Below are 11,724 nucleotides of genomic sequence, written 5' to 3'. Positions count from 1 at the left end.
ACTTTGGCGCGTGCTGTTGCCTGTCACCGGCCGTCGGGTGTGGTTATAATCGACCACTTTATGAGCAAGAAGCGCGTTATGCAGCTGGTCCGAGGCCTCCACAACCTGCGCCCCCAGCATCGGGGCTGTGTCGCCACTATTGGCAACTTCGACGGTGTTCACCGTGGCCACCAGGCTATCCTGGGCCGGCTGCGTGAGCGTGCGCTTGAGTTGGGCGTGCCCAGCTGCGTGGTGATATTCGAGCCGCAGCCGCGCGAGTTCTTCGCTCCGGATACCGCCCCGGCCCGCCTGGCACGCTTGCGCGACAAGTTGCAGCTGCTGGCCGAGGAGGGCGTCGACCGGGTCCTGTGCCTGGCGTTCAACCAGCGCTTGAGCAAGCTCAGCGCCAGTGAGTTCGTCGAGACCATCCTGGTCGACGGCCTGGGTGTACAGCACCTGGAAGTCGGCGATGACTTTCGTTTTGGCTGCGACCGGGTCGGTGACTTCGATTTCCTGCAAAAGGCCGGTATCACCCACGGGTTTACCGTCGAGGCCGCGCAGACCGTCGAACTGGATGGCCTGCGCGTCAGCAGCACCCAGGTCCGCAATGCGCTGGCGGCTGCCGATTTCGTATTGGCCGAGCGTCTGCTCGGTCGCCCGTTCCGCATCGCCGGGCGGGTCCTGCACGGGCAGAAGCTGGCGCGCCAGTTGGGTACGCCAACCATCAATGTGCAGCTCAAGCGCCGTCGCGTACCGCTGTCCGGGGTGTACCTGGTCGATGTCGACATCGACGGCAAGACCTGGCCGGGCGTCGCCAATATCGGCGTGCGGCCGACGGTAGCAGGTGATGGCAAGGCCCACCTGGAAGTCCATCTTTTAGATTTTGCCGGCGATCTGTATGACCGGCGTTTGACGGTGGTTTTCCACCATAAGCTGCGTGAAGAGCAGCGTTTCGCCTCTCTGGAGGCGCTGAAGACGGCGATCAACGCGGATGTCGCCGCCGCCCGTGCCGAAGTTGCACGTATCCATAGCGCCAATCGCTAATGAAGAGCCTTAAATGACCGACTATAAAGCCACGCTAAACCTTCCGGACACCGCCTTCCCAATGAAGGCCGGCCTGCCTCAGCGCGAACCGCAGATTCTGCAGCGCTGGGACAGCATTGGCCTGTACGGTAAGTTGCGCGAAATTGGCAAGGATCGTCCGAAGTTCGTACTTCACGACGGTCCGCCCTACGCCAACGGCTCGATTCACATCGGTCATGCGGTCAACAAGATTCTCAAGGACATGATCATCCGCTCGAAGACCCTGGCGGGCTTCGACGCGCCTTATGTTCCGGGTTGGGACTGCCACGGTCTGCCGATCGAGCACAAGGTCGAGGTCACCCACGGCAAGAACCTGTCCTCGGACAAGACCCGTGAGCTGTGCCGTGCCTACGCCACCGAGCAGATCGAAGGCCAGAAAGCCGAGTTCATCCGCCTCGGCGTGCTGGGCGACTGGGCCAACCCGTACAAGACCATGGATTTTGCCAACGAAGCCGGGGAAATCCGCGCCCTGGCGGAAATGGTCAAGGGCGGTTTCGTGTTCAAGGGCCTCAAGCCAGTGAACTGGTGCTTCGACTGCGGCTCGGCCCTGGCTGAAGCGGAAGTCGAGTACCAGGACAAGAAGTCCTCGACCATCGACGTGGCCTTCCCGATCGCCGACGCAGACAAGCTGGCCGCCGCCTTTGGCCTGGCCACGCTGAGCAAGCCGGCTTCGATCGTGATCTGGACCACCACTCCGTGGACCATCCCGGCCAACCAGGCGTTGAACGTTCACCCTGAGTTCAACTACGCCCTGGTCGACGCTGGCGACAAGCTGCTGGTCCTGGCCGAGGAGCTGGTGGAGTCCTGCCTGGCTCGCTACAACCTGGAAGGCTCGGTCATCGCCACTGCCCCGGGTTCGGCGCTGGAGCTGATCAACTTCCGTCACCCGTTCTACGATCGTCTGTCGCCGGTGTACCTGGCTGACTACGTCGAGCTGGGCGCGGGTACCGGCGTGGTTCACTCCTCGCCAGCCTACGGCGAAGACGACTTCGTGACCTGCAAGCGTTACGGCATGGTCAACGACGACATCCTCAACCCAGTGCAGAGCAATGGCGTGTACGCCACCTCGCTGGAGTTCTTCGGCGGCCAGTTCATCTGGAAGGCCAACCCGGCCATCGTCGACAAACTGACTGAAGTCGGTGCGCTGCTGCACACCGAAACCATCAGCCACAGCTACATGCATTGCTGGCGCCACAAGACCCCGCTGATCTACCGCGCCACCGCGCAGTGGTTCGTCGGCATGGACAAGCAGCCAACCAGCGGTAACACCCTGCGCCAGCGTGCGTTGCAGGCCATCGAAGAGACTCAGTTCGTGCCGGCCTGGGGCCAGGCGCGCCTGCATTCGATGATCGCCAACCGTCCGGACTGGTGCATCTCCCGTCAGCGCAACTGGGGCGTGCCGATCCCATTCTTCCTGCACAAGGAAAGCGGCGATCTGCACCCACGCACCGTCGAGTTGATGGAAATCGTTGCCAAGCGCGTCGAGCAGGAAGGCATCGAAGCCTGGTTCAAGATGGACGCGGCCGAGTTGCTGGGCGACGAAGCCCCGCAATACGACAAGATCAGCGACACCCTGGACGTCTGGTTCGACTCCGGTACCACTCACTGGCACGTACTGCGCGGCTCGCACCCGATGGGCCACGCCAGCGGCCCGCGTGCCGACCTGTACCTGGAAGGTTCCGACCAGCACCGCGGCTGGTTCCACTCGTCCCTGCTGACCGGCTGCGCGATCGATGGCAATGCGCCGTATCGCGAACTGCTGACCCACGGTTTCACCGTCGACGAGAACGGTCGCAAGATGTCCAAGTCCCTGGGCAACGTGATCGCGCCGCAGAAGGTCAACGACACCCTGGGCGCCGACATCATGCGCCTGTGGGTCTCGGCCACCGACTACTCCGGTGAAATGGCGGTTTCCGACCAGATCCTGCAGCGCAGCGCCGACGCCTACCGGCGTATCCGCAACACCGCGCGCTTCCTGCTCTCCAACCTGAGCGGCTTCAACCCAGCCACCGATATCCTGCCGGCCGAAGAAATGCTCGCCCTGGACCGTTGGGCCGTGGACCGTACCCTGCTGCTGCAGCGCGAGCTGGAACTGCACTACGGCGAGTACCGCTTCTGGAACGTCTACTCCAAGGTGCACAACTTCTGTGTGCAGGAGTTGGGCGGTTTCTACCTGGACATCATCAAGGACCGCCAGTACACCACTGGCGCTGACAGCAAGGCCCGTCGTTCGTGCCAGACCGCGCTGTTCCACATCTCCGAAGCGCTGGTGCGCTGGATCGCGCCGATCCTCGCCTTCACCGCCGACGAGCTGTGGCAGTACCTGCCGGGCGAGCGCAACGAGTCGGTCATGCTCAACACCTGGTACCAGGGCCTCAGCGAGCTGCCGGAAGGCTTCGAGCTGGATCGTGCCTACTGGGAGCGGATCATGGCGGTCAAGGTCGCGGTCAACAAGGAAATGGAAATCCAGCGCGCGGCCAAGGCCGTTGGTGGCAACCTGCAAGCCGAAGTGACCCTGTACGCCGAGGAAGCGCTGAGCGCCGACCTGGCCAAGCTGAGCAACGAGCTGCGCTTCGTGCTGATCACCTCCACCGCCAGCGTTGCGCCTTTCGCGCAGGCACCGGCGGATGCGGTGGAAACCGAAGTCACCGGCCTCAAGCTGAAAGTGGTCAAGTCGAGCTTCGCCAAGTGCGCCCGTTGCTGGCACTGCCGTGAAGATGTCGGCGTGCACCCCGAGCACCCGGAAATCTGCGGTCGCTGCGTCGACAACATCAGCGGCGCAGGCGAGGTTCGTCACTATGCCTAATGCCACGGGCCGTTTCGGCCGTCTGGGCTGGCTGTGGTTGAGCGTGCTGGTCCTGGTCATCGACCAGGCCAGCAAGCTGCACTTCGAAAGCTCGCTGTCGATGTACCAGCAGATCGTGGTGATCCCGGATTACTTCAGCTGGACCCTGGCCTACAACACCGGTGCGGCATTCAGCTTCCTGGCGGACAGCTCGGGCTGGCAGCGTTGGTTGTTCGCCCTGATCGCGGTGGTGGTCAGCGCGGTGCTGGTGGTCTGGCTCAAGCGCCTGGGGCGCAACGAAACCTGGCTGGCGGTCGCCCTGGCACTGGTGCTGGGCGGCGCGCTGGGCAACCTGTATGACCGCATCGCCCTGGGCCATGTGATCGATTTCATCTTGGTGCATTGGCAGAACCGCTGGTATTTCCCAGCGTTCAACTTTGCCGACAGCGCCATCAGCGTGGGTGCGGTGATGCTTGCGCTGGATATGTTCAAAAGCAAGAAAACCGGAGAAGCCGTTCATGACTGAACAGGTATTGGCTGAACAACGCATCGGCCAGAACACGGAAGTCACTTTGCATTTCGCATTGCGCCTGGAGAACGGCGACACGGTGGACAGCACCTTCGACAAGGCCCCGGCGACCTTCAAGGTCGGTGATGGCAACCTGTTGCCAGGTTTTGAAGCGGCCCTGTTCGGCTTCAAGGCGGGTGACAAGCGTAACTTGACCATCGAGCCGGAAAACGCCTTTGGCCAGCCGAACCCGCAAAACGTGCAGATCATCCCGCGTTCGCAGTTCCAGGATATGGAGCTGTCCGAAGGCCTGCTGGTGATCTTCAACGATGCGGCGAATACCGAGCTGCCAGGCGTGGTCAAAGCCTTTGATGACACCCAGGTGACGGTTGACTTCAACCATCCGTTGGCCGGTAAAACCTTGACCTTTGATGTCGAGATCATCGACGTTAAAGCGCTTTAAAGGCATCGCGAGCCGACTCGCGTCTACAGTCTCCATAAGGTTCCTGTAGGCGCGAGCAGGCCAGCGAGCAATCGCGAAGCGGTTGCACCGAATATTCCTTGCCCGCAAGACACGAGGCACAGCATGCAAATCAAACTCGCCAACCCCCGTGGCTTCTGCGCTGGCGTGGACCGCGCGATCGAAATCGTCAATCGCGCCCTGGAGGTCTTCGGGCCGCCGATCTACGTGCGTCATGAAGTGGTGCACAACAAATTTGTCGTCGAAGACCTGCGCGCTCGCGGCGCGATCTTTGTCGAGGAGCTGGACCAGGTGCCGGATGACGTCATCGTGATCTTCAGTGCCCACGGCGTTTCCCAGGCCGTGCGCAGCGAAGCGGCGGGCCGTGGCCTGAAAGTCTTCGATGCGACCTGCCCGCTGGTGACCAAGGTGCATATCGAAGTGGCGCGCTACAGCCGCGACGGTCGCGAATGCATCCTGATCGGCCATGCCGGCCACCCGGAAGTCGAAGGCACCATGGGCCAGTACGACGCCGGTAATGGCGGTGCGATCTACCTGGTGGAAGACGAGCAAGACGTCGCCGAGTTGCAGGTGCGCAATCCTGAAAAGCTGGCGTTCGTTACCCAGACCACCTTGTCGATGGACGACACCAGCCGGGTCATCGATGCCTTGCGCCAGCGTTTCCCGGCGATTGGCGGGCCGCGCAAGGACGACATCTGCTACGCCACGCAGAACCGTCAGGACGCGGTCAAGCAACTGGCCGACGAGTGCGATGTGGTACTGGTGGTGGGCAGCCCGAACAGCTCCAACTCCAACCGCCTGCGTGAACTGGCCGAGCGCATGGCCACTCCGGCATACCTGATCGACGGTGCCGAGGACATGCAACGCAGCTGGTTCGACGGTGTCGAGCGCATCGGCATCACCGCCGGGGCTTCGGCTCCCGAGGTGCTGGTACGGGGCGTGATCGAGCAGTTGCACGCCTGGGGCGCCACCGGCGCCGACGAACTGGCCGGCCGCGAAGAAAACATCACCTTTTCCATGCCCAAAGAGTTGCGCGTTCGCTCCCTGCTCTGATCAGCCCTGCCTGTCGCATAACGCCTGCGCGGCCTTGTCGCTGCGCAGGCTGACCCGCCCACTGCGGGAAAGCACTACCTGGTGCTGGCTCGTTCCCGGATCGGCCGCGCAGATGTGCAGCGTCCCGGCCTGAAAGGCGCCGCTGGGCAGCTGCGGATCGCCCAGGCCACTGAAGCGCACGAAATGCTCCACCGGGCGATTGCCGACAATCGCCACCCGGGCGTCCCCCCGGCGTTCAAGCAATACCGGGTTATCGCTGTCCTGCGAGCCCTCGCCGCTGATATCCAGAATGATCCGCCAGCCTTGGCTCCAGTCATCGTTCAACCCGTGAATCACGGTTCGCTGCTGACGCAGGATGGCTTCGGTGCGCGCATTGCGAATGCCGCTGGCAAGCATCTGTGCGGCATCCAGCCGGCGTGTCGACTGGAACAACTCCCCGAATGAGGTGCTGGCGAACAGCATCAGCAGGCTGGCAAGCGCCAGGCCCACGATTATTTCGATCAGGCCGAAACCCTTCTGCGGCATGGTTCTCCCTCCATGGAGTGCGCCAGGTCCGGACAATCCTTGCCCGGCCATTGAGCAAAACCTCAAACCCTCGGTCTATGAAGGTTCGAAGTGCCAGAGCCAGTTATAGCCGCTGGCCGCTCAAGGGGATGGCATGCGTCACCGTACAGAAGGTTTCACGCTGATCGAATTACTGGTGGCCCTGGCAGTTTCGGCGGTTTTGTTGACCCTGGTGGTTCCCGCGTTCAGTCAGATGGCGCAGCGCTCAAAGGCCGACAGCGACATCAGCGAACTGCTGCGCAGCTTGAATTACGCGCGTCTGGAGGCGATCGACAGCGGCTTGCCGGTTCACTTGCGCCCGGCCGCGGTCGATTCGGATTGGAGCCGGGGGCTGTCGATTTATCAAGGCGACGGACCGGCGACGAATGTATTGCGGGTTGTTCCCGCGGTCAGTCGCGGCGCCCGGCTGACGCTAACCTCTGAATTCGACAGCATTGGCTTCAACGCGTTGGGCGGTGTATCGGCAGCGGTCCCGCCGGTCATGACTTATGTGCTGGGCGAGCAACACAGGACGATCACGCTGTGCCTGAACGGACGGATAGCGGTAAACGGGGAGTGCAAATGACGGGCAGGAGCGTGCAGGCCGGAATGACGCTGATCGAGGTGCTGGTGGCGGTGCTGATTCTCGGCGTCGGCCTGCTCGGTGCGGCGGCGGTCCAGCTCAATGCCCTGCGCTACACCGACAGTGCATTGATGACCAGCCAGGCCAGCTTCATCGCCTATGACATGCTCGATCGCATCCGCGCCAACAGCGCCGCGGACTACACCGTGGCAGCTCCCGAGGCCGGCAATTTCGGCGTGGTTCGGGACCAGGACCTCTATGACTTCAAGCGCAATGTCGAGAGTTTCGGCGGGCCGACCGCCGAGGGCCATATCAGCCTCAAGCAGGGCGTGTTCACCATCAGCATCACCTGGGACGACGCCCGTGCCGCCCATGTTTCTGCCCAGCCTGCTGAAGGCTCCCGCAGTTTTGTCCTGAGCAGCCGGGTGGCGGTGGATCCGGGGAGCAAGCCATGAGACGCGGGAACAGCGGCTTCGGCCTGATCGAAATGCTGGTGGCGCTGGCGTTGAGCCTGATCGTGGCCTTGGGCGTGACGCAGATTTTCATCTCGGCCAAAAACACCTATGTCAGCCAGAACGTATCGGCCAGCCTGCAAGAGGATGCGCGCTTCGTGCTGAGCAAGATGATCCAGGAGATACGCATGGCCGGCATGTTCGGCTGCCTTCAGAGCATCGCCGATGCCAGCATTGCCGCGGACTTCGCCGGCCATGCGCAAACACCGATCCGCTGGGACAACGTCAACCACCGGCTGACGCTGGTCACGGCCGATATCGGCGACAGCGCTGGCACCCCGACCTGGACCGTGCTGAGCGATTGCCGCAATAGCGCCACCGCCTATACCGGTACCCGCAAGGCCCCCTCGGGGCAGCAGGCGTTTGCGGTGCGGCGCCTGGTGTACAGCTTGAAGGACGATCAACTGCTGATGGGCACCGGCACAGGCTCCGGCCAGGCGGTGCTGGTGAACAATGTCAGTGCGTTCGACGTGTCGTTCGGCATCGCCAGCACCGCCACGGATGTCGCGGCCTCCAGCTATAGCCGCGATCCCGCAGACCCGGCACGGATCCGCAGCGTGCGCTTGAGCCTGACCCTGAGCGATCCCCAGGCGCGCGTGCGGCCGCAGACGTTCAATGTGGTGGCCGCCTTGCGCAATCGCCTGTTGTGAGGGAGTTGCCGATGACTTCGTATCGAACGGCTCCCGGGGCGCAGCGCGGCATGGCGCTGCTGATGAGCCTGGTGTTCCTGTTGCTGCTGACCTTGATCGGCATTTCGTCGATGCAGAACGCGACCTTGCAGGAAAAGATGGCCGGCGGCCTGTGGCTGCGCAATCAGTCGTTCCAGGCGGCGGAGATGGCCCTGCGCATCGGTGAGAGCGCGGTGCAGCAGGACAGTTATGTATTGGCGGCCTGTAGCGGCGGCCAGTGCGCGCCCCCCGGCGAGTCCGCGGCTGTCAGCGCCGCGGGCCACAACAGCCATTCGGGCGTGACCTGGATCGCCACCGGTAACGGTTTTTACGCTGTGCAGAACCTCGGTACGACGCTGGGGGCGGTCCATGTGCCGAGCAACACTTCCGCGACCCTGTATCGGGTGACTGCTGTCGGGCTGGCCGGCCACTCGCGCAGCGTGCTGGAGAGCATTTATGCCAAGTATTGAAAGGCCTGGGGGATTGCTGGCTGGTGCTTTGCTGGGTCTCTACCTGAGTGCCCCGGCCTATGGCTTCAGCCCGGCGCAGGCACCTTTGGCGAACGCGGCGGCGGTGGCACCGAATGTGATGCTGCTGCTCGACGATTCGCAGAGCATGAACAGCGTCGTCTATGCCCCGGGCTTTGATCCCGGGCTGGCGCGGGTGCCGGTCAGGCCGTGCCGAATGCAGGCGGGCGAATGCCTGGCCGGAGCCAGTCCGAGCGCGGATTCGCTTGCTCTCTCAACGCTGAGCCAGGCGGGCTGCTCCAGCGGTTATGTCGGTTTCTACCGCGACCATGCCCGGGCACAGTGCCTCAAGCTGCCTGATCCCGCGGGGAACGGCCGCACCCGTTATTCGGCTGCCTATTTGGCTTACCTGCTGGCCCTGGCCGACGGTCGCGATCGGGATTTCACCGATGGCTCGATTCCCGTTCAAGACCGGATGACCCTGGTGCGTGAGGCCGCCAGCAAGCTGGTGGCTGACAACCGCGCGCTGCGCATCGGCCTGGCAAGCTTCAACCCGCCAGCGGGCGGCGATCTGGCGCCGGGTGGGCGTATCGTGCTCGCCATCAGCGATCTGGCACCGGTCAGCGACCAGGTCAGCCGGGCTCAGGCCGACGCTAACTACCAGGCATTGCTGTCCGCCATCGGCGGGCTCAGGGCCTCGGCCGAGGCGCCGCTGGCGGAAACCTATTACGAGATCAGCCGTTATTTTCGGGGGCTGACGCCTTACTACAACAGTACGCCCTCTACCTATGGCAGCCCGATCCAGTATCGCTGCCAGCGCAATTACGGCCTGGTGGTGACCGATGGCCTGCCCAGTTATGACCACAGTTTTCCCTCCCGTGAACCCCAGGGGGCGAGCAGCCTGCCAGATTGGGATGGGGTGCCCAATGACGGCGTTAATCCTGGCGGCAACGAGGAGGGCAGCAGCCTGTATCTGGATGACATCGCCAAGCTGGCGGTGGATATCGACATGCGCGCGGCAGGCCTGGATATCGCGGGGAAAAGCTGGGATTCGGCGGGCTTCGCGCAGCAGCACATGAACACTTACACCATCGGTATCAGCGCGCAGTACCCCATGCTGCTGGATGCGGCGAACTATGGCCGGGGCAAGTTCTACCCGGTGACTGACAGGGCGGGGCTCGACGCCGCACTGGCCTCGGCCCTGGGCGAGGTTTCGGCTTCCGCCGCCCAGGCGGGAAGCGCCACGGCGGGGGCCGCCGGGCTGGCCAGCGGTTCGAGTTATTTCCAGGCGTCTTATGACCCCGTCGATTGGCACGGCACCATCAGGGCGTATGGCATCAGCCCCGCTGGTGCGGTCGACAGTACGCCGCTGTGGAGCACGGACTCGACCCTGGTTGCCGCTGCGTCGCCGGGGATCTTCCAGACTTGGAACAGTGCCTCCCGAACCGCCGTTGCCTTGCGCCATGACCAGTTGTCCGGCGCGCAGCAGGCCGCGCTCGCCCAGAACCTGCCGCCCGGCATCACCGCGGCCGATCTACTGGCCTGGAGCCAGGGGAGTAACCGGGCCGGGCTCAAGGTGCGGAGCCGATTGCTGGGGGACATCGTCAACTCGCCGCTGGTCATGGCGGCGCCGACCGCGCAGGACGCCGCCGACCTGCAGGGCGACAGCGACTACAGCGCCTACCTGGCGAGCAAGGCCCAAGGTATGAGCCCGAGCCTGCTGGTCAACGCCAATGACGGCCTGCTTTCGCTGATCGACCCTGAGAATGGCCGGCGCCGCTACGCCTATATGCCCTCCAGTGCCTTGCCGCTGCTGCATCACATCGCCGACCCCGGCTACGTCAACGGGGAGCGTCACCGGTTTTTGGCCGATGGTCCGGTGGCGGTCTTCGATGCCCAGCTCGGCACGGCCTGGGCAACCCTGGCGCTGGCGGGCACCGGGGCCGGCGGCAAGGTATTTTACGCGGTGCAGCTGTATGGCCAGGCCGGCAATACGCCGCAGGCGCTGTGGGAAATCGCCGCGCCTGAGGTTGCCGATAACAGCCACCCGTTCAATGACCTGGGTTATGCCTACGCCCGTCCGGAAGTGGCACGCTTGGCCGACGGGCGCTGGGCGGCTTTCATCGGCAATGGCTATGGCAGTCATTCCGGACTCGCCGCTCTGTATGTGGTGGATATTCGCGATGGTTCGCTGATCAGGAAAATCCCGGTCGATGGCAATGGGCAGGAGAACGGCTTGTCCTCGGTGAAGGTGCGGGTGGACAGCCAGAATGTGGTCCAGGCGGCCTATGGCGGCGATCTCCAGGGCCATCTGTGGAAGTTCGATTTGAGCGGTTCGGCGCCGGACAGCTGGGGCCCGGCCTTTGGCGGTGCTCCGTTGTTCAGCGCTCCGGGTGGCGCGAGCCAGCCGATCACCGCGCAGCCGTTGCTGGTGGATCATCCCGAGGGCGGCAAGCTGGTGCTGTTCGGCACCGGCAAGCTCAGCGAGCTGGCCGACAAGCGCAGCAAGGATGCCCAGGGTTTCTATGCGGTCTGGGATGCCCCGGCTGGGACGGGCAGCATCACCGTGGTTGACCTGCAGGCGCAAGCGATCACCGGGATGTTTGCCGGCAGCGCGGGCTCCTATATCACCAGCACCCAGGCGGACGTCAGTTATCCGGCCGAGCAGGGCTGGTACCTGCCGCTGGGGGAGGCGTCGAGTGGCGAGCGGGTCATCAATCAGGCCACGCTGGTGGCGGGTCGCATTGTCTTCAGCACCGCCGCTGTCGAGGTGGGCGACCCTTGTTCCAGCGCCGGCAACGGCAAATTGGTCGAGCTGGACGCATTCAGCGGTAAGATGCAGGGCGACGCGGTGCTCGACACCAATGGCGATGCAGTGGTCGATGGTCTGGATACGCCTTCCAGCGGTGTCATCTTTACCGGCGGCATTCCTGCATTGAGCGCTGTGCTTAACCGCGCTACCCGCAAAATCGTCAGCGATTCCAGCGGCGGTATCGCTTCCCTGGTCGAGAAGCCGGGCGGTGGCAGCCGACGCATCATGTGGCGACAAATACAGTAAGTGA

Annotated in this window: 11 protein-coding genes; 10 read left to right on the top strand and 1 reads right to left on the bottom strand. The window is 63.6% G+C overall.

The features are described 5' to 3' along the window. Positions 1-78: 78 nt before the first annotated feature. The 5 genes from ribF (at position 79) to ispH (ending at position 5,889) form a co-directional block, all read left to right on the top strand. Positions 79-1,023 carry a bifunctional riboflavin kinase/FAD synthetase gene (ribF, locus tag C4K27_RS26720; protein WP_007924736.1) on the top strand — a complete coding sequence of 315 codons (945 nt, stop codon included), beginning with the start codon at positions 79-81 and terminating at the stop codon, positions 1,021-1,023. A 13-nt stretch (positions 1,024-1,036) separates the two neighbouring features. Then, positions 1,037-3,868 (top strand): isoleucine--tRNA ligase, encoded by a 2,832-nt coding sequence (gene ileS, locus C4K27_RS26715; RefSeq protein ID WP_053262739.1) that lies wholly within the window; start codon positions 1,037-1,039, stop codon positions 3,866-3,868. Beyond that, positions 3,861-4,373, top strand: coding sequence for a signal peptidase II (gene lspA, locus C4K27_RS26710; RefSeq protein WP_009045705.1), 513 nt, complete (start codon positions 3,861-3,863; stop codon positions 4,371-4,373). The genes ileS and lspA overlap by 8 nt, the downstream gene beginning before the upstream one ends. Positions 4,374-4,380: 7 nt before the next feature. Then, entirely contained in the window at positions 4,381-4,818 is a 438-nt protein-coding gene (gene fkpB, locus C4K27_RS26705; protein WP_173613367.1) for an FKBP-type peptidyl-prolyl cis-trans isomerase, read from the top strand. Between the two features lie 123 nt (positions 4,819-4,941). Then, positions 4,942-5,889 carry a 4-hydroxy-3-methylbut-2-enyl diphosphate reductase gene (gene ispH, locus C4K27_RS26700; protein ID WP_053262737.1) on the top strand — a complete coding sequence of 316 codons (948 nt, stop codon included), beginning with the start codon at positions 4,942-4,944 and terminating at the stop codon, positions 5,887-5,889. On the opposite strand, the gene C4K27_RS26695 is transcribed toward ispH, so the two are convergent. Then, positions 5,890-6,414, bottom strand: coding sequence for a GspH/FimT family pseudopilin (locus tag C4K27_RS26695; RefSeq protein WP_053262736.1), 525 nt, complete (start codon positions 6,412-6,414; stop codon positions 5,890-5,892). A gap of 133 nt (positions 6,415-6,547) precedes the next feature. Here C4K27_RS26695 and C4K27_RS26690 point away from each other — a divergent pair, with 133 nt between their 5' ends. Genes C4K27_RS26690 through C4K27_RS26670 form a run of 5 tightly spaced genes read left to right on the top strand, consistent with a single transcriptional unit; the run spans position 6,548 to position 11,720 of the window. Next, positions 6,548-7,018, top strand: coding sequence for a GspH/FimT family pseudopilin (locus tag C4K27_RS26690; RefSeq protein ID WP_053262735.1), 471 nt, complete (start codon positions 6,548-6,550; stop codon positions 7,016-7,018). Next, positions 7,015-7,470, top strand: coding sequence for a type IV pilus modification protein PilV (gene pilV / locus C4K27_RS26685; RefSeq protein ID WP_053262734.1), 456 nt, complete (start codon positions 7,015-7,017; stop codon positions 7,468-7,470). The genes C4K27_RS26690 and pilV overlap by 4 nt, the downstream gene beginning before the upstream one ends. Next, positions 7,467-8,177 (top strand): PilW family protein, encoded by a 711-nt coding sequence (locus tag C4K27_RS26680; protein ID WP_053262733.1) that lies wholly within the window; start codon positions 7,467-7,469, stop codon positions 8,175-8,177. The genes pilV and C4K27_RS26680 overlap by 4 nt, the downstream gene beginning before the upstream one ends. An 11-nt stretch (positions 8,178-8,188) precedes the next feature. Beyond that, the gene (locus tag C4K27_RS26675; protein ID WP_238437658.1) at positions 8,189-8,665 is read left to right on the top strand and encodes a pilus assembly PilX family protein; all 477 of its coding nucleotides are present in this window, start codon (positions 8,189-8,191) and stop codon (positions 8,663-8,665) included. Further along, entirely contained in the window at positions 8,652-11,720 is a 3,069-nt protein-coding gene (locus C4K27_RS26670) for a pilus assembly protein (protein WP_053262731.1), read from the top strand. The genes C4K27_RS26675 and C4K27_RS26670 overlap by 14 nt, the downstream gene beginning before the upstream one ends. Positions 11,721-11,724 lie beyond the last annotated feature (4 nt).

This window comes from Pseudomonas chlororaphis subsp. chlororaphis, from assembly GCF_003945765.1.
Classification (GTDB): domain Bacteria; phylum Pseudomonadota; class Gammaproteobacteria; order Pseudomonadales; family Pseudomonadaceae; genus Aquipseudomonas; species Aquipseudomonas chlororaphis.
This window is presented reverse-complemented; position numbering and strand designations above follow the sequence as displayed.

What these genes read in the sequence shown, in the direction of transcription:
- C4K27_RS26675 (WP_238437658.1), top strand. Translation starts at nt 8,189, where the DNA reads ATGACTTCGTATCGAACGGCTCCCGGGGCGCAGCGCGGCATGGCGCTG.
- ispH (WP_053262737.1), top strand. Translation starts at nt 4,942, where the DNA reads ATGCAAATCAAACTCGCCAACCCCCGTGGCTTCTGCGCTGGCGTGGAC.
- C4K27_RS26690 (WP_053262735.1), top strand. Translation starts at nt 6,548, where the DNA reads ATGCGTCACCGTACAGAAGGTTTCACGCTGATCGAATTACTGGTGGCC.
- C4K27_RS26680 (WP_053262733.1), top strand. Translation starts at nt 7,467, where the DNA reads ATGAGACGCGGGAACAGCGGCTTCGGCCTGATCGAAATGCTGGTGGCG.
- lspA (WP_009045705.1), top strand. Translation starts at nt 3,861, where the DNA reads ATGCCTAATGCCACGGGCCGTTTCGGCCGTCTGGGCTGGCTGTGGTTG.
- pilV (WP_053262734.1), top strand. Translation starts at nt 7,015, where the DNA reads ATGACGGGCAGGAGCGTGCAGGCCGGAATGACGCTGATCGAGGTGCTG.
- ileS (WP_053262739.1), top strand. Translation starts at nt 1,037, where the DNA reads ATGACCGACTATAAAGCCACGCTAAACCTTCCGGACACCGCCTTCCCA.
- C4K27_RS26695 (WP_053262736.1), bottom strand. Translation starts at nt 6,414, where the DNA reads ATGCCGCAGAAGGGTTTCGGCCTGATCGAAATAATCGTGGGCCTGGCG.
- C4K27_RS26670 (WP_053262731.1), top strand. Translation starts at nt 8,652, where the DNA reads ATGCCAAGTATTGAAAGGCCTGGGGGATTGCTGGCTGGTGCTTTGCTG.
- ribF (WP_007924736.1), top strand. Translation starts at nt 79, where the DNA reads ATGCAGCTGGTCCGAGGCCTCCACAACCTGCGCCCCCAGCATCGGGGC.